The sequence below is a fragment of the Streptomyces sp. NPDC088725 genome, from assembly GCF_044751305.1.
In the GTDB taxonomy this organism is placed as follows: domain Bacteria; phylum Actinomycetota; class Actinomycetes; order Streptomycetales; family Streptomycetaceae; genus Streptomyces.
On the sequence record NZ_JBIVLO010000007.1, the window covers coordinates 77,243 to 101,905 of the forward strand.

Consider the following 24,663-nt stretch of genomic DNA (forward strand, 5'->3'; position numbering starts at 1 on the left):
GGGCGGTTCTCCCGTCACGCTCCCGGGCGCCACGCCTGATTCCGGTCCGGTTGCGGCCGCGCGATGCGCGAATGCCGCCGTCCGGGGCGCGGGCGCCGCACGGGAGCTGTTATGTCTGGCTCGCCGGTTCCCTACGCGTTGTACGTACGGCCTGGCGAAAGTCTTGTGGAGTCGGTCAGCGCGCCGCCCGACCCAGGTGGCTCCCGCGTACCAGGGCTGCGCTGCGACGACCGTCCTACGCGGGACCTGCACCTTCCGGCGCCTTCGCGGCGGCGGGTCCTGCGGCCTTGGTCAGGCCGGCCTGGACTGCCTCGCGGTCGGGCGCGAGCGGGTCGGTCACACTGCCGGACTCTTCGTCGAAAAGCCCCTGCGCCAGCCTGGTCACCGCTGCGGGGACCGGCGGCGCCAGGTCGGCCACGGCTTGGAGACCGGACAGGACGTCGTCGGGTCGAACGGCGGGTGTTACGTGCCGCACAACCAATCGCAGTATCGCACAGGGCCCGTCTCCGGGCCTATCAGCCTGTGGATGAGACACCTGGAGGTCCGTGACCGCGGCGCGGGCGTCGAAACTCCGCATCCCGTTCTTGGTACGGCGCTGGACCTCCACGGTCTCCGCCGAGAGGAACGCCGACACCGCGTGTCGCGTTTCCTCGACCTCGACGCCCTCCAGCCGCAGCTCCCACACGGAAGCGGTCAGCCGGTCGGCGAGTCCTGACGTGTGCGCCTCGACGGCGTCGATGATGTCGAGGCCCGTGGGCAGCGACTCGTCGAGCAGCAGGCGCAGCTTGTCGGGGTCGCACACTTCCGCGAGGCCGATCTCCAGGAACTCGGCCTCACTGCCCGTGCCGGTGGGGGCGGCATTGGCGTACGACACCTTCGGATGCGGTGTGAAACCGGCCGAGTAGGCCATGGGCACCTCGGCTCGGCGCAGCGCCCGCTCGAAAGCGCGCTGGAAGTCGCGGTGACTGGTGAACCGGAGGCGGCCGCGCTTGGTGTAGCGCAGCCTGATGCGCTGCACCGTGGGTGCGGGCGGCGGGCCTTCGGGCTGTCGCTTGCCCAGTGGTTCTTCTCCTCCGTGCGGAGCGGTACGCGGTGACGCGCCGCCCTCGACGTTCTGGTGGGGCCCCGGGCCCGGTTCAGCCCTGCTTCCGCAGGGAGATCTCGGATGCGGAGACCGCATCGGGGACAGTCGTTGTACTACCCAGAGTACGCGCCAGGTCATCCTGAGGTTCCCGAGGCTCCGGAACGTGGGGTTCCCGGGGCTCCGGAATACGCGGAGCCCCGATCAGCGCGCGCCATGCCTCCTTGCGCGCCTGCCTGACCGTGGCCCGTGCGGCGCGCATCGCCTCGCGCGCCGCACGTCCGGCCTCGGCGGCGGCTTCCTTGACCGGCCTCCAGCCGCCGTCGCGCAGCACGTGCCCCATAGGCGTGAGAACGCTCAGATAAACCCGGCGAGCGGGACGGCCGATCAGATTCCGGCCGACCCGGCGGAGCGCACGTCCTACAGCTCGGCCGAACCGGGTGAACGCGCTTCCGACGGCACGGCCGAACCGGCTGAACGCGCGTCCGACGGCTCCGAGCACACGGCCGGCCGCACGGCGGAGCGCGCCCCACCCACGCCCCACACCACGGCCGAGCCGGCCCAGTCCGCGCCCCACAGCGCGGCCCACAGCTCCGAGCGCACGGCCGGCAGCCCGTGAGAGGTAGCCCGCGATACGCCAGCCGAAGCCGACCGCGGCGCCGATCTCGCGCCCGACCGGTACCAGAATCCGCCGCCACATCCAGCGGACCGGCACCACCAGCACAACGGTCACCAGCACGGCCACGGCGGCGAGAAGCGCGCGGACGGCAGCCGACACACCGCGCGCGACACCGGTCACCAGCCACGCGATGCCATGGCCCAGCGGTGTGAGGAGTGTTCGGTAGACCCACAGCAGTGGCATCACCAGCCCGTACCGCACCACGGGCACCACGACGTACCGCCACAACACCACCCACGGCCACACGAAAACAGCCGCTCCCAGCCACAGCAGAAGGCGTCCCACCGGCGTGAGCACCGTCGTGTACAGCCGGCCGAAAAGGTGCCCGACAGCCCTGCCGAGCCGGGCGGCGCAGCGACCGATCCAGGCAGCGCCGTGCCCGAGAGCGCGGCCGGCCCAGGCGAAAAAGCCGCCGACAGTGCGGCCGAACAAGAGAAAGCCGCGACCAATGACCCGGCCCAGCCACGCGATGCCGTGACCGACGGCCCGTGCGATCCACACGGAAAAACCACCGACAGCCCGGCCCAGCCACACGATGCCGTGACCCACGGGGGTGAACACACTGCGGTACACCCACACCACCGGCACCACGAGGCCGTACCGCACCACGGGCACCACCACGTACCGCCACAACGCCACCCACGGCCACACGAAAACAGCCGCTCCCAGCCACACCAGGGCATGACCGAGCGGAGTGAGCAGCGCCGCGTACGCCCAGACCAGCGGAATGACGAACAGCACCCGGCCGAGCCAGGTCAGCGCACGACCGAGCGGCCGCAGCGCCACTCTGTCGAGCGCCCTGGCGGCCGCGACGAGTACGTCCCACGCCATGCGCACGGGCAGCACAACAAGGACCACGACGATCCGCACCGGAATCCTGACGGCCGTGGTCAGACAACCGTCACCGGCTTCGTACCCCGAAGGCGCCTGATGATTCCCGTACGGACGATCCCCGTCCCACCGATCCCCGGCCCCTTGATACCCGTATGGCCGGGGCGGCTTCTCCTGCTCCTCTTCGAGGTTTTCGAGGTCCATGTCTGCCAGGACGCCTCAGACGTCCGTTCGGATCCAGAAACGGAGCTTGCCGCCCCGCTGATCCTCAAGTACCCCGCCGGCCGCCTCGATCACCTTCCGTGAAGGTGTGTTGGTGGTGTCACACGTAACGAGGACGGACTCGATCCCGAGCCCGCGCGCGACCGGCAGGGACGCGCCGAGCATGGCAGTCGCGTGGCCCTGCCTGCGGGCGGTGGGACGTACGGCGTAACCGATGTGACCGCCCAGCTCACGCAGGAACGGGGTGAGCCGGTGCCGGATCGTCAGGCGCCCGAGGAACGTGTCGTCTTCGACGTACCAGAGCGTGGTCCCCGGCACCCAGCCCTCCACCCGCGGCGTCTCCTCCAGGCTCTCGGCACGCAGCCTGGCCACGTACGCGGAGAAGACCTCGGGCTTGTGCCAGGTATCGGCGTACATCGCCATCTCATGGGCGAGCAGCGACCGGTTGTCCATGTCCTCGCCCACGAACTCCTCCATCGCGGCAAGAAAGGAGGGATGAACCCGGACGTCAGGGACGGTCAGTTGCGGCATCGCCCCATTGTGCCGCGCCCCACCGGCCCCAGCCACCGCAATCACACGTCGGCCCGGGGCTCTCTTTCCTTGCGCCTACGCCTTGAGCCGGGCCACTTCCCGCGTTGCCCGAGCGTAGGAAGCAACCAAAAGTGGCCACGAGAGGAACCGCGTGATGCCGTGCTCCCTCTTCGCAATGCCACCGCCTGACGCCGCCCTCATCGAGACCTCAACCCCTTGTGGCGTGTGCGGTGCAGAGCACCGATCGCTCGCAGTTGGCGCTTCTCGTATTCGGTCCCTGCCGGACGGACGCCCAACGGCTCTGCCAGGTGAGACCGGTGGGACGCGACAGACTGACGAGCGGCCCGACGAAGTTGTCCACGACCCCGACCATGTCGTACGTACGGTCGTAGACGACCATCCCCGCGCACAGCCCGCCCGGACCCGCCTGGGGTGCCCGGCGCCGGCCGCCTGCTGGGGAGTTCATCCTGCCGCCTTCGGGCGGTAGTCGGTCGCCCGTTTGTGCCGGCAGTTGCCGAGTCCGTACGAGCAGCCAGCACATGCCGCCGACTCCGGAGGCTGCTACGAGGTCGTTTCCTGCCGCCTTGGCGTCTTCGATGGCACCGCGCGCTGCCACGTGGGCAAGGTCGAACGCGTTGGCGCGCTCCTCACCGGAGTCGTAGTAGGCCACCGCGTCGTTCGCTGCCCGAATGAGGCGTACCCCTCAGGCCCCTCGGTGCAGTGCGTGCCGAGCAGTGTGGCGATGTGCCCAGTCAGGCGGCGAGCTTCACGGTCACAGGCACCCTCCATGACGACGCCCAGGTTCCGCGTTTCGGCGGTGTCCGGGCGGTCGGCGGATGAGTAGGTCCGGCCGGGACGGCGGTAGTTGATGCCGTACTGGCTGCGGTAGATCTGGCCGTCGCGCAGGGCGTATCTGCGGTACGAGCCGTAGTGCAGGCAGTCGTGAGCATAGGCGCGCAGGAGGTCGAGGAGCGCCAGATCGGGGGTGGTCGGCAGCGCTTCGGTCATGTCGCCGAACACGGTGATGACGGAGACCATCTGAAGGTGCCGGTAGCCCTGGTTGGGGTGATGGAAGCCGCCGAAGGCCCCCGGCCGCGCGGAGCGGGCGCCGATCAGAACGCGGTCCAGAGGGAGAAGACGGCGCAGGCCGAGGGCCGCGTACCGGGGCCGCAGAAGATCGAGGCCCCGGTGAAAGGCGGTGATGTCGATGCCGGCGGTGCACCAGCTCCCGAGGACCAGCGGCAGAGGCCGGAAGCAGTGCTCGGGGTGGTGCTCAGAAGTGACCGCGCCGGGTGCGGTGCGGAGTTCCACGAGGGCGTCGAGCAGCCGGTGGCCCCCGTCTCCTTCCACCAGCGTCTCATTGGGGGCGAGAAGCGTGGTGTCTGTCAGGCGGGTTCCTTGCCGTGGATCAAGAGCAGATGCGATTCCTGTACCCCTTGGGGTAGGGAGTCCGGGGAGAACCACTGTGCCTCCAGGATCTCGAACGTATCGATCTTGAGAGTGCCTCCGACGTGCGTGACCTCGTAGGCCACTTCCACCCGGAGTTTGTAGCCGCTCTTGAGGCCCACGAGCCGACCGGGTTCGACGTCCAGTCCCGTTTCCTCTTTGACTTCGCGGACGATGGTGAGCGGTAATTCTTCGCCCTTGACGGCATAGCCGGTGGGCAGTCCCCAGGGGCGGTCCTGGGGCCACATCCGGTGTCGGAGAAGCAGTACACGACCGTCGCCGTCTCTGACGACCCCGGTCACACCAACCATGAATTTGGCATGCGCGAACCACAGGACACGCCACTGCATCGGCCCGCGGATGACGCGCCAAAGGCAGGCGATGAGGCGATTGAGCATGGACATCCTGCTTTCTGATGGTGTGTCACGTGCGGTTCACAATGGCTCACCTTCCAGGCTTGCCCAAATGCGCCGTCAGCGCCGTCGGCGACATCCGCCCGTCACGCCAGGGTCCGGGTGCCGGTGATCCGGTGCTTCACGAACCGCATCACCGACCGTGTCACCTCGACCGCCGGGTCTTGTGCGGGTGGTTCCTGATCTCCACGTCGGCATCCGTCGCGGCCGAAAGATCGCCCCTGTCCCGTGCGGCCTGTCGCTGTATCGCCAGGGCATCGCAGACACCACATCCCACCGCCGGTTTCGGCGGCGGATGGGGAAGGGGCAGGTGTTCCGGTCCGGTCATGGCCGTCTGTTTTTCGCTCACGCCGAGCGCCTTCCCGTTCCGCTGTCTTCCGGAAGGCAATGGTGTCGCGTGGCGCTGGCGCGATCTAGCCGGTTTCCCGTTCGCGCAAGAATCCATCCCGGAGGTCCGTCAGCACCGATCGCATGCTGTCACCGGTAAGCGATGCGGACGCGAAGCGATCGAACTTGTCGATGTAGAGAGAAACGTCCCGGGAATCGGTAACGATTACCTCGGCGTGAGTTGTCTCAATGGTGACCATGCGATCGTCTCGAATAACAAAAGAGTGCCCGGGCACATCCTGCTGCGGACAACGCAGAGGAACAACACGAACATCAATGTTCGGCAGGCGAGAGACAGAAACGATCCGGTCCAACTGTCCAGCCATCATGAGGGGCGGAAGAATACGCCAGTGCAGTACCGGTTCCGTGATGACGAACCGCATGGTCTTGCTCATGTCATACAGGACCGCCTGACGCTCGATCCTCGCACCCGCAGTTCGCGACAGCTGATCCTCACTCAGCCCCTTTCTGCCCAGAATCGCACGCATGTACTCGGGAGTCTGCAAGAGGCCAGGGACCAGGGAAGGCTGGAAAAGCCGAAGGAGTTTCATCGATTCTTCAAGCGCCCGGATCTGTTCCTGTTTCCGATGAAGTCCCATGCGCCTGAACAGTCGCCAAGCAGTCGCTTCCGTGGCCTGCGCGCGGGCCGCAGCCATGTACTCAGCCTTGACCTCCGGCGACACCTCCAGGGCAGTCAGAATGTGTTCCACATCCACCACCGTCGGGGCCACACGGCCGTTCTCGATCTTCGACAGCTTGGGATTGGACATGACAGCACTACGGGCTATAGCCTTGGCCTCCTTGCCGGATGCCAACCGAAGCGCCCGCAGCGCCGCACCGAGTTCCGTCCTGTTCACCCGCCGTGCTTTGCCCACCATGCGGCGAACGGCTCGGCATGAGCCAGCGCCGTATCCCGATAGCGGACGAACTCCGAAGCCGTTTCGGTCGGCCGAAAATCAGGCCCGCGGAAAGTACCGTTCTCGTCATAGTCCATTACGACAGGCGCAGCCTCATCGAACAGCCAGAAGTCCGGCGCTTCACTCAACGGGTTGGGGCTCTCCGTGACATCGAGGATGAAAAACTCCTCCCCTCCGGCCATGTTCTTGGTGTACCCCCAACCAAGTTCATACCGGAGATAGTCCGTCAGTGGACGAGTCACGATGTGCACTCGGTACATGCGCTTCCCCGCCTGGGTAGCGGTGCGCACTGTCTCTACCCACCCGGCGTTGTAGTCCGCCGGCTGCGGCTCACCCGCCAGGAAAGCACGCAGGCTCTCGGCACTCGACGGGATGTTGTAATTGTCGAGGATCTCCAGCCGGAAAGCTTCCCTCTCGAAAGTCTTGAAGCGCTCTGCCAGGTTGCTAGATGAGCTGATCACGAATCGCCTTCCGCACAAGTTCCATAGGGATCTCGACCAGGGTTTCGTGTGCCGGAATATCCAGGCCGTGGTCGGCCGGCACGTCCCCCTGCACCAGGAACGTGCCCCTGTCCGTCGCATAAAGCGTCGGGCAGTCTCCGTGCTCACAGGTCGTGACCAGCTTTCGAACCTTCACGCCTTACCCCCTGGTCGCGGTCGTCAGGTGTTGCGCCCCCATGCTCCCGACCATCACGAGGGCAGGGCAAGGGGTTCGGTTTTCCAGAACAGGAAACCGCCCTGCGCTCTCAGACTGCCGTGCGTCGGAAACCTTCGCGGCCACCGAGCCATGCCAAGGGGCCCCGGGACTCGGACCGGACCGCATACCAACCGCAGTTGCGGGACACGCAGAAGGCGTCCGGGACCGGCCCGGACGCCTTCTTGCACTACACCCGCTCCACAAGCGTCTCTGCCGTCCGCCGGACGGCATCTCCGCTTGTCGCTGCGCCTACTTGACGACCGTCAGCGGCAGAAGCTTCTTTCCCGTCGGGCCGATCTGGATCTCCGTGTCCATCTGCGGGCAGATGGACACATGGGTATATCCACACATACGCTCCGGCCCATGAAGACGTATGCCGCCGAGACCGAGTGGACTGCCTCAGACCTGGCCCTCTTGGAGGAGCTGAAGAAGGCGGAGGCCCTTCTCCCTGCGGACGCTCCGCGCGCCCTGCTGTCCATCCGCCTGTCCGTTCTTACAGAGGACACCACGTCGCCGGTACGGCAGGAGCTTGACCTCCGCCTCCTGGCCAGAGAGAAGGGGTGCCGCGTGGTCGGCGTCGCCTCTGACCTCAACGTGTCGGCAACGAAGGTTCCGCCGTGGAAGCGGAAGGAGCTTGGCGAGTGGCTCAACAACCGAGCCCCGGAGTTCGATGTCCTTCTCTTCTGGAAGCTCGACCGGTTCATCCGCCGTATGTCGGACCTCTCGACCATGATCGAGTGGTGCGAGCGGTACGGGAAGAACCTCGTCTCGAAGAACGACAGCATCGACCTCGAATCGACGGTGGGCCGGATGATGGTCACTCTCATCGGAGGCATCGCCGAGATCGAGGCGGCGAATACGTCGACCCGGGTCGCGTCGCTGTGGGACTACACGCGGACTCAGGACGCGTGGTTCGTCGGCAAGCCTGCGTACGGCTTCGTCACCACGAAGAAGAACGGCAAGCCGTCCCTCGCCATCGAGCCGAACGCATACAAGGCGCTGCACTGGGCTCGCCGCATGGCCCTTCGCGGCGTATCCGCCCGGCGCATGGCTCTGTGCCTTGTCCGCTCCGGGCTCATGTCCCCAGGGCTCACTACCTCGACTCTCCTCCGGCGCCTTCGTAACCCGGCGCTCATGGGCTACCGGGTGGAGGAGAACAAGAACGGCGGCGTACGCCGCTCGAAGCTGATACTCGGGCACGACGGCAAGCCGATCAGGGTGGCCGAACCCATCTTCACCAAGGAGGAGTACGACGAACTCCAGGAGGCCATCGACCGGCGCGGCAAGTACCAACCCCAGCGCCAGACGCACGGCGCGACGCAGTTCCTGGGAGTCCTCACCTGTGTCGACTGCACGTCGAACATGACCGTGCATGTCACGACCAACAAGTTCGGCCAGTACCAGTACCTCCGGTGCCAGAAGTGCAAGAGCGGAGGGTTCGGCGCACCCGATCCACAGGGTGTGTACGACGTGCTCGTGAACGACGTGCTCAGAGTCCTCGGCGACTTCCCCGTACAGGTTCGGGAGTACGCGCAGGGGGCGGAGGCTCGGGCCGAGGTGAAGCGGCTCGAAGAGGCCATCGCCTACTACATGACGGGCCTTGAACCGGGAGGTCGGTACACGAAGACGCGGTTCACTCAGGAGCAGGCGGAGAAGACGCTCGACAAGCTGACCGACGAGCTGAGCACGATCGACCCCGAGACCACGCAGGACCGTTGGACGCTCGTCCACAACGGGAAGACGTTCCGCGAAGTGTGGGAGTCCGGCGGCATGGAAGCCATGGCCGAGGATCTGCGCCGCGTGGGCGTCACATGCGAGGTGACTCGGACCAGGGTCAAGGGCATGCGCGCTCCGTCCGTGCACCTGAGGCTGAAGATCCCTCGTGACGTGCAAGAGCGTCTCGTCATCAAGAGCGACGAGTTCGCCGCCAAGCTCTGACGCAGTCATGCCCCCGCCCTGACTCCCCTACTGGGACGCGAGGGGCGGGGGCTCTGCCGGCACGGTTGACGACCGAGCCACCGGCCGTGTAAGAAGATCCTCCCGTTCCTTCGAGGAGCGGACACCGTAGCTCCCGTCGTGTGACGCCGGTAGAGCTGGCCACTCCGTGAGGGGCCGCCATCCCAAGGGGCTGGCAGGGGAAGCCGAGGGCGCCCCGAAGCGCAGGACGGTACTGCGCGACTTCCACTCACCCGCCGAGGTACAGCTACGCGCTGCCCTCGGCCGCCGCCGGGAGGTCGCCACCCCTTGAACATCACGATCGAAATCGTCTGGACCTGTGAGGCGTGCGAATCGCCTCTCGCTGACGGAGAGACTCACGACTGTGGCGGCACGGAGGTTCCGAGCCGATGAGCACGAGCACCATCAACTTCGGCCCCGGCCGCCCGTGGGGCGGGGTCTCTCAGCGCGAGTACCAGCGCATGGCCCAAGACCCCCGACACCAACTCGCCTACCGCATCCACTTCGCGGCCCTCGGTTGGGCCGACCGCCACGGACACGCAAGCTTCGGCCCCGGCAAGCTCGCCGCACTGCTGGGCAAGGAGGGCAAGCCCCTGTCCGACCAAAGTACGAACAACGCCCTGACCCGCGCCAGGGAGCTGGAGCTTGTCTCGCCCCGATCGGGGGCCGCATGTCTTGTCCTCCCCTCTCACATCTTCCAGAAGAGGAAGGGCGCACCCGTGCCGTGCCGCGTGCACCTCGATCGGTGAATACATCCCTCGCGTGTAGCCAGCACACGCCCCGCGTGTACCGAGACGGCATCTCACCTGCGAAAACGTTCGCGCCTTCTCTTGTCTTTTTGGCCTCACAGCTTTTGGCCTCACAGCGCGGCCCCGTAGGGGCCGACAGAAGGAAGCCACGTACGTCAGCGGCAAGGAGAAGTAGGGCGCGCAGCGCCCCCAGTCACAAGGGCAGCGGCGAAGAGAACCAAGCGACAGGCGCGGCCTCCGGCCGCACAACCGGAAGGCACTTCGCAGAGCGGCCCCGAAGGGACCGACATCAGGAAGACCAGGGAGCTGGCCACGTGGGGGCGCTACCGCGCCCCACTCCCAAGGCCCAAGGCAAGGCGCTCGGCAAGGGCCGCTACGCGGCCACAACGGGAAGCAACAAACGGCAAGCCCCGAAAAAGCCTCACTCTTGTGCAGTCCCTGAGCGCCGGCTAAGCCGGGCGCAGCCCTCCTACCTGCGACTTCTTCGCCGTTGCCTCACTCCGCCACTGCCTGACGGGGTCTGAAACCGTGGCGCGATCTTGGCCGCCAAGACATGGCGGTCCGGACTTGCCCGCCAAGGGGTCATACCCCACCCCCGTTCGCCTCCTCGGGGGGCTCGGTTGCCTGCTCTCTCCTCAGTTGCACAAGAAGAGAGCGGCAGATCCAGTCGAAGACTCCGGAGCCTGCCCGATTCAACTCGTAGGCCAAGGTTTCCGCTTCTTCGTAGGAGATCTCGATGGAGGCCGCGGCCGTGCGCCTCTTGCTGACAAGCGCCCACGCCGCGCTGGGTAGCGGCTCAGTCTCCGGCACACGCTCAGGCGACCACATGCCGTGGACCAAGTGGTTTCGTCGGGCGAGCAAGGGCTTGAGGGTCGCGAGTCTGGAGCGGCACTCGGTGCGCTGCGCTTCCGTGATCTCCCGGTTGATCTTCACGAGTGCCGTACACGTATCGATCAGCTCATGTGCTCCAAGCCCCGCAGCCACAACCTCGGCGTACTTGCTGTCGATGAGGCAGGTCATGAGTTTGCGCAGGTAGTACTCCAGCGCAGCACTCTCCCGGGCCACCTCGCCCACCAGGAGAGACATGCGTTGTTGCACCTCCTCCATCTCCTCGTCCGATCGGAGGATCGGAAGCCCATCGAGATGGCTTGGCAGGACCGCTTCGTCAGACATGCCGAAGAGCGTACCGGGGCGTCTCACAAACCTTCGTTTTCGGGACGGGCGGGCCAGACTCTGGGCGTGTCCGTTTCGCCCAAGCTCGAATGTCTCGTAACCCGTCCCGAAACATCTCCTTCAGGACTGGCTTTCGGGACACGTTTGTGAGACGGTCTCGTCGTGACCACGAATACCCCGGCCGCACAGGTCGAACGCCACTCCTGCCCGAAGTGCGAAGCCCCCGCCGGTAGCCCCTGCCGCACGACCACGGGCAAGGTGGCAGCGAACTACCACACGGGCCGTTTCGCCCTGGTGCCCGCGCTCAAGGCGGAACTGACCGTGAGGACTCCGGCCGACCGCAACCCGGGGAAGGTCTGGACGCAGGGCGCTCCCGTCACACAGGTGTCTGACGCGATACCGGGCGCAGCGATCCGGCTGGGCTACGCCCGTTGCTCAACCGTTGGACAGGAGCTTCAGTCTCAGTTGGACATGCTTGCCCGTGCCGACTGCACCCGCGTGTTCTCCGAGAAGATCAGTACCCGGGTGAAGGAGCGGCCGGAGCTTGAGAAGGCGCTCACGCTGGCACGGGAGATCAAGGCAGCCGCACCGAATCAGCCGGTCATCCTGACCGTGGTCGAGATGAAGCGTCTTGCCCGCAGTGCGGCAGAGCTGATGACACTGTCCTCCACCCTTCAGGCGGACGGCATCCAACTGGAACTCCTGTCCGGTCCCCTTCAGGGTGTGTACGACCCGAACGGGGCAGGTGCCATCGTGTTCGCCGTGCTCGCCGTCAGTGCAGAGGTCGAGCGGGAAGGCATCCGAGAGAAGACGTTGGAGGGGTTGGAGGCTGCGGCACGTAAGGGCAACGTCGGTGGGCGTCCGTCGGTCCTGGATGACGACAAGCTCGCCGTAGCCCGTGCCCGGCACGCCAAGGGAGACAGCGTCACAGCCATCGCCAAGGCCCTGGGAATCGGCCGCGCCACGTTGTACCGCCACCTCGAACAGGGCGCCTGAGACAGGCGCACACGGACGCAGACAGGCCCTCAGCATACGTCGGGGCCGCTGTCATGCGTGGCCTACCGGGCGGGACAGGACAGGTCGGGAGCAGCGCGGTTCGGCGAGCACGTCACAAGGGCGACCGAGTGGAAGACCGTGCCCTTCAGGTAGTGGCCGAGGGACACATCTCCTCCCCATGTGAGCCGCTCGACTGCACCCTTCACCAGGAGAACCAACCTGGTCACTTCCCGATCCTCTTCAGACGCGAATCGGGGGGCGAACTCTGCGAGCTGAAGGCCGAGCCACTCACCGGCTTCCTTGGGTTCCTCCCACGTCCCTCGGATCATCGAGGGCGGTTTCATGAGCCAGTGCGCCGTTTGGATCGGGGGCACGTCGGTGGTCGGGAACACGGCCACGGCTTCTCGGTACCGGTCATGTACCTCCATCTCGCTGCTTGCGGTCGGGGCCTGTCCGGCCGGTCTGCGGACGCTCTCCCTGTCGAACGTCTTCTTCTCCCCCACCCATGCGTAACCGTGGTGGTGCACCGCTGCTCCGTTCCGAGGGATGACGACGGCCCCGCCCGTCGGCGTGAGGGCGGGGCCGTCAGTTCAGGTGGTGCCGTGAATCAGGCGGAAAGGTCGAAGCGGGCGAGGTCGATACCCGCCGCGTCCAGCTCGGCCGTGGTGAAGCGCAGCGGCTCGGCGTTCGGGCGCTTGCTGTCGCCCATGGCCCATGCGTCCGGCCCGATCTTCGCGAGGGTCACGCACGCCTCGCCGTCCGGGTGGGTACTGCCGCCGCATGCCTTCGAGAACTCGGCTCCCTCCATGGGGAGCCCGTACAGGTCGGTCATCGTTGTGCCCTTCCTGATCTGCTTCACAGCCGGGCGAGTGCCGGCTGCACCCCGCCCGTGATGGGCGGGAGTCGATGGGTGCTTCGGTTTCCCGGGGCCCGAAGCGGTTACCCTCACCGCCCAGGGCGGCACTCCAGTCAAGGAGCGGACTGGGCCGGAACCTGGGCACGTCCACCCAGACGAGGCACGTCTGCCTCTGCTCGACGGCTTGTCAATCGGGGGACTACCTGCCTCCCGCCGGAGGGCAGCGGTGACAGGATTCTGTGATGGCTCAGTAAGCCGAGGGCACCCGCAGTGCCTCGGCGATCTGCTCGACCGCATCAGCGCGGATCATCCCGAGATGGACGTACGCCTGCCCGGTGTGCGTCACCACGGGCCGGACGCTGCTCCACGCGGACTCGGGAACTCCGAGCGCGGCGAGTGCCGCACGTATGGACTCCGTCGCGTCCGTCGCCTGAGTCCTGGCGTCCCTCCACGTCTGCATGTCCATCAGTGACCGGTCCCGTGCATCCGAAGCAGGATGTTGCAGTCAGCGACCGTGGTGCTGTCGCGCTCCATTCCGGCTGCCTTACGGAGCTGACCGAGCCGCGCGCACTCCGGGCAGCCGGGCACAGGACGGGGCGCAGGGCGCTCCTCCCGAATCGGCAGCTCTACCGGTGCTTCCTGCCACCGCGTGGGTTCCGTCGTCGTCACCGTCGCGCCCTCCCTGTCGCTTCCGAGGTCGATGAACAGACCGTAGGGAGCGGGGTTGTGAGGGGTCCACGCTGTTGCACGCGGTTGCACGGATTCACCCGAGGGCAGCGAGCGCCTTCGTGATCAAGGCGCGGGCTTCGGCTCCGCGAACGGCGGATCGGGACAGCTCGGAGAAGGCTCGAAGGTATGTACGGATCTCGCCGGGCGTGGTCAGGTTGATCTCTGCGGTGAGGGTCTCCACCGCCACCTGTCGGTCGTCGAAGGCGTAGAAGGCTTCGAGCGGCCAGACGGTACGGCGGGCCCGTGCGGGGATGATGCCGAGGGATACGTTCGGCTGCCCCATCACCGAGAGCACGTGTTCAAGCTGGGCCGCCATCGCGGCATCGTCGCTCACCCGGTAGTAGAGAACCGTCTCTTCGAGCACCAGGGCGAACCGATGATCTCCTTCCCGGATCACGCGGGACCGTTGGGTCCGAGCCTGCACGGCGTCGGCCACGTCGTCCGGGGTTCCCTGGAAGGCTGTGATGGACCGGAGAAGCCCTGTCGCGTAGCCGGGGGTCTGGAGCATCCCCGGCATGACGTTCGAGGCGTACACGCGAAAGGAGCGGGTCCGCTGGTACAGCGGGACAGTCTGCTCATGAACTCGCCGCATCCCGTCACGGTGGATCTGTCGCCACTCGACGTACATCGACTCTGCGTTTCGGGACGCAGCGATCAGATCGGCCGCGTGATCGTCGGCTCCGCAGGCAGCGCACCAGGCACGGATGTCTGCGTCCGAGGGTGGCGTCTTGCCCCGCGCGATCCGGGATGACTTCGACTTGTGCCAGCCGCACCGAGCGGCCAGCTCATGCCCCGTCAGGCCAGCGTCTTGCATGAGGCCCTGCAAGCGGGCAGCCACAGCGGCTCGTGCCGCTTGGGCGCTGGAAAGTGGAGAGGAAGGCATGAGCTGACCGGTCAGGAATCAGACGGCGAACTTCTCGTGCGGGATGGCTCGCTCCCACACCGCTTCGAACGCCGACGCGCACCGCGCAACTACGGCAGGGTCTTCCGTCTGGTCAGTGTGGACCCACCGGCCGACCCCATCGAAGACGTTGAACTGGACAAGGCGTCCGTCGAACAACCAGAAGTCGTTGCCCGGTAGGGCGAGGTCCGAGGCGTCGCGACGGGGCAGCCAACGGATCTGCTCCCCGGCAGCCACGTTCGTGAAGGTGCCCGAGTGCTCGAAGGCGATGTAATCGCTGACCGGCTCCGAGACGATGCGGGCACGTCGGATGACCACACCCTTGGCCGTGACCTCCTGAACGAGGTCGAGCCACGGACGCCACCACGAACCCTGGTCCTCCGGGTCGAGCCGGCGTCCTTGCTTCCATGCAGCGAATCCTTCGATCTCGTTCTCGACTCCGTACGTGTCGCGCATCTCAAGATGCACGGCTGACTCCCGCACTGACCTGATGAGGTCAGAGAAGTCAGTCAGACTCTGCGACACGGAGCGCCTCCCTGAGAAGCGGGATCATCCGCTTCGGAACCCTGATCACCGACTCATGCCTGGGGATCGACACATCCCGCGAGCTCTCGCCCGTGGTCCGCTCGTCTGCCGTCCACCCCTGGATCACAAGATCCTTCGACTCCTGATCCACCCACACAGCGGGTGATCCGTGATCTCCGGACTCGGGATCTTTACCGACGAACCGTAAGGCCATGGCGTCCCTCCCTGTCGAGCGCGTTGCGCCTGGTTGCACGACCTTCACTCTGTCGGAACCTGCGGGTCAAGAGGGCATGTTCACCCCGATCCGACCCGATGCTGTCCATCGGCGCCACGCAGAAGGCGCCCGGACCTTTACGGCCCGGGCGCCTCTCTCGTCAGCTACACCCACTCGACTGCCGAGACGATGCCCGGATCTTGCCGAGGAGCAGGAAGCGGCGTGCGCCGCACAGGGCGGGAAGCCTGCTCGCGCTCCTTCGTCCCGAGCCCTCGAAGGATCTCGGTACGCTCCGCCTCGCTCATGCCAGCGAGCGTCTCAGCCATCCACTGGACGGCATCGCCGCTGGTCACGGCTACTTCTTGACCTCAAGCGGAAGTAGCTTCTTGCCCGTCGGTCCTACTTGTGGCCATGTGTCGAACTGCGGGCAGACCCCACAGTCGAAGCACGGCGTCCAGCGGCAGTCGTCGACCTCTGTCTCGTCCAGCGAGTCCTGCCAGTCCTCCCAGAGCCAGTCCTTGTCCAGACCGGAGTCCAGGTGGTCCCAGGGCAGGACCTCCTCGTACGTGCGCTCGCGCGTCGTGTACCAGGCGACGTCCACGCCCATCTCGGGCAGCGTCTTCTCGGCGCACGCCATCCAGCGGTCGTAGCTGAAGTGCTCGCGCCAGCCGTCGAAGCGGCCGCCGTCCTCGTAGACCGCGCGGATGACCGCGCCGATGCGGCGGTCGCCGCGCGAGAGCAGGCCTTCGACGATGCCGGGCTTGCCGTCGTGGTAGCGGAAGCCGATCGAGCGGCCGTACTTCTTGTCGCCGCGGAGCTTGTCGCGGAGCTTCAGGAGCCTCGCGTCGGTCTCCTCGGCGCTCAGCTGCGGCGCCCACTGGAACGGGGTGTGCGGCTTGGGGACGAAGCCGCCGATCGACACCGTGCAGCGGATGTCGTTCTGGCCCGAGACCCTGCGGCCCTCGGCGATGACGTTGACCGCCATGTCGCCGATCTGGAGGACGTCCTCGTCGGTCTCGGTCGGCAGGCCGCACATGAAGTAGAGCTTCACCTGCCGCCAGCCGTTGCCGTACGCCGTGGAGACCGTACGGATCAGGTCCTCTTCCGAGACCATCTTGTTGATGACCTTGCGCAGGCGCTCGGAGCCGCCCTCGGGCGCGAAGGTGAGACCCGACCGGCGGCCGTTCCTCGTCAGCTCGTTGGCGAGGTCGACGTTGAACGCGTCGACCCGGGTGGACGGCAGCGACAGGCCGACCTTGTCCTCCTCGTACCGGTCCGCGAGCCCCTTGGCGACGTCGGCGATCTCGGTGTGGTCGGCGGAGGACAGCGAGAGCAGCCCGACCTCCTCGAATCCGGTCGCCTTCAGACCGCGCTCGACCATCTCGCCGATGCCGGTGATGCTGCGCTCGCGCACCGGGCGCGTGATCATGCCCGCCTGGCAGAAGCGGCAGCCGCGCGTGCAGCCGCGGAAGATCTCCACGGACATCCGCTCGTGGACGGTCTCGGCGAGCGGTACGAGCGGCTGCTTCGGGTACGGCCACTCGTCCAGGTCCATGACGGTGTGCTTGGACACGCGCCACGGCACGCCCGAGCGGTTCGGTACGACGCGGGCGATGCGCCCGTCGGCCAGGTACTCGACGTCGTAGAAGCCGGGGACGTACACCCCGCCGGTCTTCGCGAGCCGGAAGAGGACCTCCTCGCGGCCGCCGGGGCGGCCCTCGGCCTTCCAGGTCCGGATGATCTCGGTGATCTCCAGGACGGCCTGCTCGCCGTCACCGATGACCACGCAGTCCACGAACTCCGCGATGGGCTCGGGGTTGAAGGCCGCGTGGCCGCCGGCGAGGACGATCGGGTCGTCGAGCGTGCGGTTCCTGGCCTCCAGCGGGATGCCCGCGAGGTCCAGGGCCGTGAGCATGTTGGTGTAGCCCAGCTCGGTGGAGAAGCTGAGGCCGAAGACATCGAACGCCTTCACGGGCCGGTGCGCGTCCACCGTGAACTGCGGGACCTTGTGCTCGCGCATCAGCGCTTCGAGGTCGGGCCACACGCTGTACGTGCGCTCCGCGAGGACGCCCTCGCGCTCGTTGAGTACTTCGTACAGGATCATGACGCCCTGGTTGGGCAGCCCGACCTCGTACGCGTCGGGGTACATGAGCGCCCAGTGGACATCGCAGGCGTCCCAGTCCTTCACGGTGGAGTTGAGTTCACCACCGACGTATTGGATCGGCTTCTGCACATGCGGGAGCAGGGCTTCGAGCTGCGGGAAGACCGATTCAGCAGGCATCACGGTGCGACTTTCCTGGGCTGGCGAAGGCTGACGGACAGCCTGACGGACAGGCTCACGGGGCGCCGGCATGGTCAGCCGGCAAGGATGACCATCCAGCGTACCCCGGCCGTCAGCGTGTCAGTGCCGACAGCAAACGGGGGTCCGACGCCTCGGCCCACACCTGGGGCAGTTCGCGTTCGCGCTCGTCCGCCCGCGCCTCCTCCTGCCCGTACAGCAGGCCCCAGGTGAACGCGGTCTCACCCGCCGCGTGCGCGTGGACGGCGAGGGTCCGCAGGGTCTCGCGGGCCACCACGCTGTCCTGGTGGTCGCCGAGCACGGTCTGGAGCGCCTTCATCCGCCGCGCGAGACGCTTCGCGGACCCGCCCAGCGCCGGTCGCGCCGCGTCGGCCGCGTACCGCGCGCGCTTGGCGGCCTTGCGGGCGTCGTGCAGGGCGAGGTCCCGCGTCTCACCGGGCGCGAGCGTCTGCGCGTGCTCGATTCGGCCCGCCAGCCGGTGGTAGTCCTTCAGGACCGCCCTGGGCAGCACACCGGCCGCGTCGCGGTCCGCGGCCTTGCGCAGCGGCGGGTTCGCGAGCAGCGCGTCGATGGTGTCCAGCAGCGCCAGATACCGCGGGCTGTCGAGCAGGGCGAGCGTCCTGTTGCGGGAGTCGACGCGCTCGGTCAGCGTCCAGATCTGGAGGCGGGCGCGGACGGGGCCGAGGAGCAGGGTCCCGGGCACCGCGTCGGTGGCGGCCGTGAGCCGGTGTTCGAGGACTTCCTGGTCGCGGTCGACGCCCAGCTCACCGGCGAGCCACTTCAGCTCCTCGCCGATCGGATCCGTGACCGTCCGGTCGAGGACCGCGCGGTACGAACGGAACGCGGAGCGCATCCGGCGCGTGGCGACGCGCATCTGGTGGACCGCGTCGGGCAGGTCGCGGCGGACGGCGGGGTCGTGCGCGACGATCGCGTCCGCCTGCTTGCGCAGATACGCGAGCACGTGGTCACCGGCGGTCACGGGCTCGTGCCGGACGGTGGACGCGGAGGCCTTCTTCGCGGCGTGCTTCTTGTGGGCGTTCTTCTTGCCGACGTTCGCCTTGCCGGCGCTCTTCTTGCCGGCGCGTACCTTCCCGGCAGCCTTCTTCCCGGGGCCCTTCCCGTCCCGCCGCCTCTTCGGCGCCGTCTCCTCCAGCGCCCTGGCCAGCTTGGACGCGGCGGCCGCCGGGCGCAGGCCCGCCTTGCGGAACTTCTTCTCGACGGTGTCCAGCAGCGCCGGATCGCCGCCCTCGGCCAGCTCCACCTCGACCTCGGTCCAGGTCGCCAGGCGTACGGAACCGCCGGTGAGCCGCTGGGCGTGGACGGTGTCGACGCTCACCTCGGCGAGGAGTTCCCCCTCGGTGTCGGCGAGGTGGCTCACGTCGCGGGAGGTCAGCAGGCGTATGACGGGCGCCAGCTCGGCGCCGCGGACCCGGGAGCGCAGCAGTGCGGCCAGCTCGTCCGGCACGGCGTCGGCGAGCGGTGCCTGGATCTCGTCGCGGATGCCCGCGGCGACCGGGAGCTTGAGGTGCCAGCCCTCGTCGCCGCCGCCCGTTCTGCGCCGCAGGGTCAGGGAATCGGAGGCCAGCCGCAGGTCAGGGGTGTCGTAGTAGACGGCATCGAGCTCCACCACGCCCTTGTCGCAGATGGACGCGACCCCACCGACGCGGGTCAGATCAGGCAGCCCGTGCTGGTTGGCGTCCGGCCACTCGGGGAGTTCGTACTTTCGCTCGATCTCTCGTTTGGTGTTCGCCATATAACGAATCTAACCGCCATGGCCAGGTCTATTCGCGCCGAAGCCGCCGTGCAAGGCCCGAAGACGCCGTACAAAGCCCGAGGCCGCCGTCCCCGGAGCCGCCGTATCCGTACGGCGGGGGGACGACGGCCTCGAAGGCCCCAGCGGCGTCAGGCGGACATCGGGCGCTGCACCCGGATCGACTGGAGCAGCCCCACCGCGATCCAGACCGCGAACATCGACGTACCGCCGTACGACACGAACGGCAGCGGAAGGCCGGCCACCGGCATGATGCCGAGCGTCATGCCGATGTTCTCGAACGCCTGGAACGCGAACCAGGCGATGATCCCGGCCGCGACGATCGTCCCGTACAGCTCCGTCGTCTCGCGGGCGATCCGGCAGGCGCGCCACAGGACCACGCCGAGCAGGAGCAGTATCAGTCCGGCTCCGACGAAGCCCAGCTCCTCGCCGGCGACCGTGAAGACGAAGTCCGTCTGCTGCTCGGGCACGAACTGCCCGGTGGTCTGCGAGCCGTGGAAGAGCCCGGTGCCGGTCAGGCCGCCGGAGCCGATGGCGATGCGCGCCTGGTTGGTGTTGTAGCCGACGCCCGCCGGGTCGAGGTTCGGGTTGGCGAAGGCCGCGAAGCGGTTGATCTGGTACTCGTCGAGCACACCGAGCGCGGCGACCAGGAACGCGCCGAGCACGCCCGCGCCGATCAGCCCGATGATCCAGCGGTTGGAGGCGCCCGAGGCGAGCAGCACTCCGAGCACGATGACGGCCATGACCATGACCGAGCCGAGGTCCGGCATCAGCATGGTGATCGCCATCGGGATGACGGCGAGACCGAGCGCCTTCGCGACGGTGCGGTGATCGGGATGCTGCTGGTCCCCCGCGTCGACGCGGGACGCCAGGATCATCGCCATGCCCAGGATGATCGTGACCTTGACGAACTCGGACGGCTGGAGCGAGAAGCCGGAGATCACGATCCAGGCGTGCGCTCCGTTGATGGTGGAGCCGAGCGGGGTGAGGACCAGCAGGACGAGGACGACGGAGAGCCCGTAGAGCACCGGGACCGCGCCGCGCAGGGTGCGGTGGCCCAGCCAGATCGTCCCGATCATCAGGGCGAACCCGATGCCGGTGTTGGTGATGTGACGGAAGAGGAAGGAGTACGGGTCGCCGCCGTTGAGCGAGGTGCGGTTGCGGGTCGCCGACCACACCAGCAGCGAGCCGATGGCGGAGAGCGCGAGGGCCGAGAGGAGCAGCGGCCAGTCGAGTCTGCGCAGCACCGAGTCGCGGGACGCGAGCCTGGCCCACGTACCGCGCTCCGGACCATATCCGGAGACCGAGAAGCCACTTGTGCCGGCCATGGCTCAGTCCCTCCGACCCGGCACGGCGGGCGCTTCAGCGACCACCTGGGTGCCGTCAGGGTTCGTCTTCTTCGGCAGGTACGGCTTGACGGTCGGGGCGTCGATCGAGCCGTCCGACTGGATCTTGGGCAGCGAGACCTGCGGCTGGGGCATCATCGCCTTCTTCAGGTCCTGCTTGCCGTCCGGGGAGAGCCCGTACATGGCCTCGTAGATCTTGCGCACGGCGGGTCCGGAGGCTCCGGAGCCCGTACCACCCTGGGAGATCGTCATGACGATCGTGTAGTCCTTGGTGTACGAGGCGAACCATGAGGTCGTCTGCTTGCCGTAGACCTCGGCGGTACCGGTCTTGGCGTGCATCGGGATCTTGTCCTGCGGCCAGCCGACGAAGCGCCAGGCGGCCGAGCCTACGGTGGCGACCGCCGCGAGGGCCTTGTCGATGTTGTCCCTGGTGTCTCCGTGCATCGGCAGCTTGCCGTGCGACTTCGGTGTGATCTCCTCGACGTTCTTGCCGTCGGCGCTGATGATCGCCTTGCCGACGGTGGGGTCGTAGAGGGTGCCGCCGTTGGAGATGGCGGAGTAGATCGTCGCCATCTGTATCGGCGTGACGAGGGTGTCGCCCTGTCCGATGGAGTAGTTCACGGAGTCACCGGCGCGCATCCTGTTGCCTTCGAGGCAGCCTTCGTAGGCGATGCGCTCGACGTAACTGCCGTTCTTCTTGCCCTGCTTGCACCAGGAGGCCTTGTTGGCCTTCCAGAAGTTCTCTTTCCACTGGCGGTCGGGGACGCGGCCCGAGACCTCGTTGGGGAGGTCGATGCCGGTCTCCTTGCCGAGGCCGAACTGGTGGGCGGTCTTGTAGAACCAGTCGTTCGGGTTCTTCTTCGGCTTGTTGCCGCCGTCCTTCTGCCACTCCTTGTGCGCGATCCCGTAGAACACGGTGTCGCAGGAGACCTCCAGGGCCTTGCCGAGGTTGATGTCGCCGTAGCCCTTGGACTCGTAGTTCAGGAAGACCTGACCGCCGATGGAGTACGAACTGGAGCAGGGGTAGCTGCCGTTGAAGTCGTATCCGGCGTTGACCGCGGCGGTCGACGAGATGACCTTGAAGATGGAGCCCGGGGCCGCCTGGCTCTGGATGGCGCGGTTCAGCAGCGGGTAGTTGGACTTCTTGTCGGTGAGCTGCGCGTAGTCCTTGCCCGAGATCCCGCCGACCCAGGAGTTCGGGTCGTACGTCGGCTGGGAGGCCATCGCGACGACGCGTCCGGTCTTGGCCTCCATGACGACGACGGAGCCCGCGTCGGCCTTGTACTTCGTGTGGGTGACGGGGTCGATCTCCGTACGGGCCGTCTTCATCGCCTGGTTGAGCTCGTACTCGGCGACGCCCTGGACGCGGGCGTCGATCGACGTGACGACGTTGGCGCCGGGCTTGGCGTCGTCGCTCTGCGCCTCGCCGATGACGCGGCCGAGGTTGTCGACCTCGTAGCGCGTGACACCGGCCTTGCCGCGCAGCGCGGCGTCGTACGTACGCTCAAGGCCGGAGCGGCCGACCTGGTCGGAGCGCAGGAACGGCGAGTCGGTGTCCTGCGCCTTGGTGATCTCCTCGTCGGTGACGGGCGAGAGATAGCCCAGCACCTGCGCGGTGTTGGCCTTGGCGGGCTCGGCGTAGCGGCGTACGGCGGTGGGCTCGGCGGTGATGCCGGGGAAGTCCTCGGTGCGCTCGCGGATCTGCAGCGCCTGCTGGGTCGTCGCCTCGTCGGTGACCGGGATCGGCTGATAGGGCGAACCGTTCCAGCAGGGCTGGGGGGTCTTCGCGTCGCAGAGCCTGACCTTGTCGATGACGTCCTGGGGCTTCATGTCGAGGACGCCGGCGAGGCGGGTGAGGACGGCCTTGCCGTCGTCCTTCATCTTGATCAGGTCGGTACGGCTGGCGGAGACGACGAGACGGGTCTCGTTGTCGGCCAGCGGCACCCCGTGGGTGTCGAGGATCGAACCGCGCACGGCCGGCTGGACCACCTGCTGCACGTGGTTGTTCTTGGCCTCGTTCGTGTACTCCTCGCCGTTGCGCACCTGGAGGTACCAGAGGCGGCCGCCGAGCGTGAGGAGGAGGGAGAAGACGAGCACCTGGATGATGATCAGCCGGATCTGGACCCGGGGAGTCCTGCCGGTCTCCGGGATGTTGCTCACTTCGACCCCCCGCGGGTGTTCGGGTAACGCGCGCTCACAGTCGCTTGACTCCCTTGATCCGTCCGGCCCGCGCGGCGCGGTTGCGCGCGGCCTTCAGACGCAGTCCGCCGCGCTGGCCGCCGATGCGCAGACCCGTGCCGGTGGCGAGCCACCCGGAGGCGACGTCGCTGCCCGAGACGCCGCTGCTCTGGCTCTCGGAGAGCGGGTCGTTCTCGGCGCGTCTGGCGAGCCACATGACCAGCGGTACGCAGAACGGCGCGAGCAGCAGGTCGTAGAGGGCGGCGGTGAACAGCAGCCCTCCGAGGCCCACATGGCGCGCGGCCGTGTCGCCGACGAGGGCGCCCACCGCCGCGTAGAGCAGCGTCGAGCCGATCGCGGCGCCGACGACGACGGCCATCGGGCCGAGCGCCGTTCTGATCTGTCCCTTGTCGGGGCGGGCGAGCCCGGCCAGGTAGCCGATCACGCAGAGCACCAGGGCGTAGCGCCCGGCGGCGTGATCGGCGGGCGGGGACAGGTCGGCGAGCAGTCCGGCGCCGAAGCCGATGAGCGCGCCGCTGACATGCCCGTACACGAAGGCGAGTGCGAGGACGACGAGCAGCGTGAGGTCGGGGACGGCGCCGGGGAGCTGGAGGCGGGCGAGGACGGAGACCTGGAGGACCAGAGCGACCACGACGAGCGCGGCGGAGAGCAGAATCCGGTTGATGCGCATGGGAATCAGCTCTACTCCTGGTTGTCGTTCTTGGCGTTGTCGATTCCGTTGCCGATGTCCTCGGGCGGTACGGCGGCCTCCTGGGGGGCGAGGCCGTTCTCGGTCATGCCGCCGCCGTCCTGGACTCCGCCGCCGTCGTTCGCGTTCGGCTTCGGGGTGACCGTGACGGTGACGGTGGGTGTCGGGCGGACCTTGGACTTGGGCGGCAGGACGGTGTCACGGGGGGCGGTGCGCGGTGCTTCGACGACGACGCCCACGAGGTCGAGCTTCGTGAAGCCGGCGAAGGGGCGTACGTAGACGGTCCTGGTCAGATCGCCGCCCGACGGGTCGACGCGGACGACTTCGCCGACCGGGACCCCGGGCACGAACGGCTTGTCCTGGCTGGAGCCGAAGGTGACGAGCCGGTCGCCCGGCTTGATCTTGGCCTTGCCGTTGAGGAACTGGACGGCGAGCGGGCGGTCGCCCTGGCCGGTGGCGAAGCCCAGTTCGTCGGTCTTCTCCATCCGGGTGCCGACCGTGAAGTCCGGGTCGTTGGCGAGCAGTACGGTCGCCGTGCCCGGCCCGACGGTGGTGACGCGGCCGACGAGTCCGTCGCCGTTCAGGACGGTCATGTCCCGCTTGATGCCGTCCCTGGCGCCCGCGTCGATGGTGACCGTCCAGGAGAAGCCCTGGGCCGCTCCTATGCCGATGACCTGGGCGCCCTTGATGCCGTACTGTCCGGCACCGGCCTGCTTGAGCATGTTGTCCAGCTCGCGGACCCGGCTGCGGTTGCGGTCGTCGCTGCCGAGCTTCTGCTTGAGCGCGGTGTTCTCCTGCTGCAGCGCGGTGATGCGGTCCTGTCTGCGACCCGAATCCTTGATGGCGCCGATGGCGTTGCCCACCGGGTCGACCCCGGTCGCCACGCCCTTCTCGACCGGGCCGAGGACGGTGGCGGCGGCCTGCCGCGCACCGTCCACCGGAGAACTCTCACCGCCTCGGATGTCCACCGTGATCAGAGCGAACGCGATGGCGATCAGCAGCACCAGGAGCAGACGGCTCTCCTTTGTGTCCCTCACGTGCGGCGGCCGTGCCTTCCT

General features: G+C 67.5%; 24 protein-coding genes. 3 read left to right on the top strand and 21 right to left on the bottom strand.

What is annotated here, in order from left to right; translation table 11 throughout:
- Positions 1 to 235: 235 nt before the first annotated feature.
- The 9 genes from ACIP6N_RS19035 to ACIP6N_RS19075 form a co-directional block, all read right to left on the bottom strand.
- Complete coding sequence (locus ACIP6N_RS19035) at positions 236 to 1,018, bottom strand: TIGR03936 family radical SAM-associated protein (protein WP_401816989.1); 783 nt, start codon at positions 1,016 to 1,018, stop codon at positions 236 to 238.
- 118 nt (positions 1,019 to 1,136) lie between these two features.
- Positions 1,137 to 2,795, bottom strand: coding sequence for a hypothetical protein (locus ACIP6N_RS19040; RefSeq protein ID WP_401816990.1), 1,659 nt, complete (start codon positions 2,793 to 2,795; stop codon positions 1,137 to 1,139).
- A gap of 15 nt (positions 2,796 to 2,810) precedes the next feature.
- Positions 2,811 to 3,344: a GNAT family N-acetyltransferase gene (locus ACIP6N_RS19045; protein WP_401816991.1), complete on the bottom strand. Its 534-nt coding sequence runs from the start codon at positions 3,342 to 3,344 to the stop codon at positions 2,811 to 2,813.
- 208 nt (positions 3,345 to 3,552) lie between these two features.
- The gene (locus ACIP6N_RS19050) at positions 3,553 to 3,810 is read right to left on the bottom strand and encodes a hypothetical protein (RefSeq protein ID WP_401816992.1); all 258 of its coding nucleotides are present in this window, start codon (positions 3,808 to 3,810) and stop codon (positions 3,553 to 3,555) included.
- Positions 3,811 to 3,905: 95 nt separating this feature from the next.
- Complete coding sequence (locus tag ACIP6N_RS19055; RefSeq protein WP_401816993.1) at positions 3,906 to 4,694, bottom strand: hypothetical protein; 789 nt, start codon at positions 4,692 to 4,694, stop codon at positions 3,906 to 3,908.
- A 35-nt stretch (positions 4,695 to 4,729) separates the two neighbouring features.
- The gene (locus ACIP6N_RS19060) at positions 4,730 to 5,188 is read right to left on the bottom strand and encodes an NUDIX domain-containing protein (protein ID WP_401817375.1); all 459 of its coding nucleotides are present in this window, start codon (positions 5,186 to 5,188) and stop codon (positions 4,730 to 4,732) included.
- 428 nt (positions 5,189 to 5,616) lie between these two features.
- On the bottom strand, positions 5,617 to 6,468 hold the full coding sequence (locus ACIP6N_RS19065; protein WP_401816994.1) for a helix-turn-helix domain-containing protein: 852 nt from the start codon (positions 6,466 to 6,468) through the stop codon (positions 5,617 to 5,619).
- Positions 6,444 to 6,968 carry a DUF6879 family protein gene (locus tag ACIP6N_RS19070; RefSeq protein ID WP_401816995.1) on the bottom strand — a complete coding sequence of 175 codons (525 nt, stop codon included), beginning with the start codon at positions 6,966 to 6,968 and terminating at the stop codon, positions 6,444 to 6,446. The genes ACIP6N_RS19065 and ACIP6N_RS19070 overlap by 25 nt, the downstream gene beginning before the upstream one ends.
- On the bottom strand, positions 6,952 to 7,143 hold the full coding sequence (locus ACIP6N_RS19075) for a hypothetical protein (protein WP_401816996.1): 192 nt from the start codon (positions 7,141 to 7,143) through the stop codon (positions 6,952 to 6,954). The genes ACIP6N_RS19070 and ACIP6N_RS19075 overlap by 17 nt, the downstream gene beginning before the upstream one ends.
- A 423-nt stretch (positions 7,144 to 7,566) precedes the next feature.
- Here ACIP6N_RS19075 and ACIP6N_RS19080 point away from each other — a divergent pair, with 423 nt between their 5' ends.
- Positions 7,567 to 9,141, top strand: a complete 1,575-nt coding sequence (locus ACIP6N_RS19080) for a recombinase family protein (protein ID WP_401816997.1) — start codon at positions 7,567 to 7,569, stop codon at positions 9,139 to 9,141.
- A gap of 407 nt (positions 9,142 to 9,548) precedes the next feature.
- Entirely contained in the window at positions 9,549 to 9,908 is a 360-nt protein-coding gene (locus ACIP6N_RS19085; RefSeq protein WP_401816998.1) for a hypothetical protein, read from the top strand.
- Positions 9,909 to 10,490: 582 nt separating this feature from the next.
- Here ACIP6N_RS19085 and ACIP6N_RS19090 read toward each other — a convergent pair.
- Complete coding sequence (locus ACIP6N_RS19090; RefSeq protein ID WP_401816999.1) at positions 10,491 to 11,081, bottom strand: hypothetical protein; 591 nt, start codon at positions 11,079 to 11,081, stop codon at positions 10,491 to 10,493.
- Between the two features lie 162 nt (positions 11,082 to 11,243).
- Here ACIP6N_RS19090 and ACIP6N_RS19095 point away from each other — a divergent pair, with 162 nt between their 5' ends.
- Positions 11,244 to 12,077, top strand: a complete 834-nt coding sequence (locus ACIP6N_RS19095) for a recombinase family protein (protein ID WP_401817001.1) — start codon at positions 11,244 to 11,246, stop codon at positions 12,075 to 12,077.
- A gap of 62 nt (positions 12,078 to 12,139) precedes the next feature.
- On the opposite strand, the gene ACIP6N_RS19100 is transcribed toward ACIP6N_RS19095, so the two are convergent.
- From ACIP6N_RS19100 to mreC, 11 genes are all read right to left on the bottom strand, one after another.
- Positions 12,140 to 12,604, bottom strand: a complete 465-nt coding sequence (locus ACIP6N_RS19100) for a hypothetical protein (protein ID WP_136230792.1) — start codon at positions 12,602 to 12,604, stop codon at positions 12,140 to 12,142.
- An 80-nt stretch (positions 12,605 to 12,684) separates the two neighbouring features.
- Positions 12,685 to 12,909 carry a DUF397 domain-containing protein gene (locus ACIP6N_RS19105; RefSeq protein ID WP_401817002.1) on the bottom strand — a complete coding sequence of 75 codons (225 nt, stop codon included), beginning with the start codon at positions 12,907 to 12,909 and terminating at the stop codon, positions 12,685 to 12,687.
- 271 nt (positions 12,910 to 13,180) lie between these two features.
- Complete coding sequence (locus tag ACIP6N_RS19110) at positions 13,181 to 13,393, bottom strand: hypothetical protein (RefSeq protein ID WP_401817004.1); 213 nt, start codon at positions 13,391 to 13,393, stop codon at positions 13,181 to 13,183.
- A 303-nt stretch (positions 13,394 to 13,696) separates the two neighbouring features.
- Positions 13,697 to 14,545, bottom strand: a complete 849-nt coding sequence (locus ACIP6N_RS19115; RefSeq protein ID WP_362193979.1) for a helix-turn-helix transcriptional regulator — start codon at positions 14,543 to 14,545, stop codon at positions 13,697 to 13,699.
- An 18-nt stretch (positions 14,546 to 14,563) separates the two neighbouring features.
- Positions 14,564 to 15,088 carry a DUF6879 family protein gene (locus ACIP6N_RS19120; RefSeq protein ID WP_401817005.1) on the bottom strand — a complete coding sequence of 175 codons (525 nt, stop codon included), beginning with the start codon at positions 15,086 to 15,088 and terminating at the stop codon, positions 14,564 to 14,566.
- 569 nt (positions 15,089 to 15,657) lie between these two features.
- Positions 15,658 to 17,583, bottom strand: a complete 1,926-nt coding sequence (locus ACIP6N_RS19125; protein ID WP_401817376.1) for a TIGR03960 family B12-binding radical SAM protein — start codon at positions 17,581 to 17,583, stop codon at positions 15,658 to 15,660.
- Between the two features lie 112 nt (positions 17,584 to 17,695).
- The gene (locus ACIP6N_RS19130; RefSeq protein ID WP_401817006.1) at positions 17,696 to 19,354 is read right to left on the bottom strand and encodes a CHAD domain-containing protein; all 1,659 of its coding nucleotides are present in this window, start codon (positions 19,352 to 19,354) and stop codon (positions 17,696 to 17,698) included.
- A 149-nt stretch (positions 19,355 to 19,503) separates the two neighbouring features.
- Positions 19,504 to 20,700 carry a rod shape-determining protein RodA gene (gene rodA, locus ACIP6N_RS19135; protein ID WP_401817007.1) on the bottom strand — a complete coding sequence of 399 codons (1,197 nt, stop codon included), beginning with the start codon at positions 20,698 to 20,700 and terminating at the stop codon, positions 19,504 to 19,506.
- Positions 20,701 to 20,703: 3 nt separating this feature from the next.
- The gene (gene mrdA, locus ACIP6N_RS19140) at positions 20,704 to 22,878 is read right to left on the bottom strand and encodes a penicillin-binding protein 2 (protein WP_401817009.1); all 2,175 of its coding nucleotides are present in this window, start codon (positions 22,876 to 22,878) and stop codon (positions 20,704 to 20,706) included.
- Positions 22,879 to 22,912: 34 nt separating this feature from the next.
- Positions 22,913 to 23,587 carry a rod shape-determining protein MreD gene (gene mreD, locus ACIP6N_RS19145; RefSeq protein ID WP_401817011.1) on the bottom strand — a complete coding sequence of 225 codons (675 nt, stop codon included), beginning with the start codon at positions 23,585 to 23,587 and terminating at the stop codon, positions 22,913 to 22,915.
- Between the two features lie 11 nt (positions 23,588 to 23,598).
- Entirely contained in the window at positions 23,599 to 24,642 is a 1,044-nt protein-coding gene (gene mreC, locus ACIP6N_RS19150; protein WP_401817013.1) for a rod shape-determining protein MreC, read from the bottom strand.
- Positions 24,643 to 24,663: the final 21 nt, after the last annotated feature.

Coding starts and splice junctions, on each gene's coding strand:
- mreD (WP_401817011.1), bottom strand. CDS start 23,587: ATGCGCATCAACCGGATTCTGCTCTCCGCCGCGCTCGTCGTGGTCGCT.
- ACIP6N_RS19060 (WP_401817375.1), bottom strand. CDS start 5,188: ATGCTCAATCGCCTCATCGCCTGCCTTTGGCGCGTCATCCGCGGGCCG.
- rodA (WP_401817007.1), bottom strand. CDS start 20,700: ATGGCCGGCACAAGTGGCTTCTCGGTCTCCGGATATGGTCCGGAGCGC.
- ACIP6N_RS19105 (WP_401817002.1), bottom strand. CDS start 12,909: ATGACCGACCTGTACGGGCTCCCCATGGAGGGAGCCGAGTTCTCGAAG.
- ACIP6N_RS19115 (WP_362193979.1), bottom strand. CDS start 14,545: ATGCCTTCCTCTCCACTTTCCAGCGCCCAAGCGGCACGAGCCGCTGTG.
- ACIP6N_RS19130 (WP_401817006.1), bottom strand. CDS start 19,354: ATGGCGAACACCAAACGAGAGATCGAGCGAAAGTACGAACTCCCCGAG.
- ACIP6N_RS19125 (WP_401817376.1), bottom strand. CDS start 17,583: ATGCCTGCTGAATCGGTCTTCCCGCAGCTCGAAGCCCTGCTCCCGCAT.
- ACIP6N_RS19045 (WP_401816991.1), bottom strand. CDS start 3,344: ATGCCGCAACTGACCGTCCCTGACGTCCGGGTTCATCCCTCCTTTCTT.
- ACIP6N_RS19080 (WP_401816997.1), top strand. CDS start 7,567: ATGAAGACGTATGCCGCCGAGACCGAGTGGACTGCCTCAGACCTGGCC.
- ACIP6N_RS19040 (WP_401816990.1), bottom strand. CDS start 2,795: ATGGACCTCGAAAACCTCGAAGAGGAGCAGGAGAAGCCGCCCCGGCCA.
- ACIP6N_RS19110 (WP_401817004.1), bottom strand. CDS start 13,393: ATGCAGACGTGGAGGGACGCCAGGACTCAGGCGACGGACGCGACGGAG.
- ACIP6N_RS19050 (WP_401816992.1), bottom strand. CDS start 3,810: ATGAACTCCCCAGCAGGCGGCCGGCGCCGGGCACCCCAGGCGGGTCCG.
- ACIP6N_RS19085 (WP_401816998.1), top strand. CDS start 9,549: ATGAGCACGAGCACCATCAACTTCGGCCCCGGCCGCCCGTGGGGCGGG.
- ACIP6N_RS19065 (WP_401816994.1), bottom strand. CDS start 6,468: ATGGTGGGCAAAGCACGGCGGGTGAACAGGACGGAACTCGGTGCGGCG.
- ACIP6N_RS19090 (WP_401816999.1), bottom strand. CDS start 11,081: ATGTCTGACGAAGCGGTCCTGCCAAGCCATCTCGATGGGCTTCCGATC.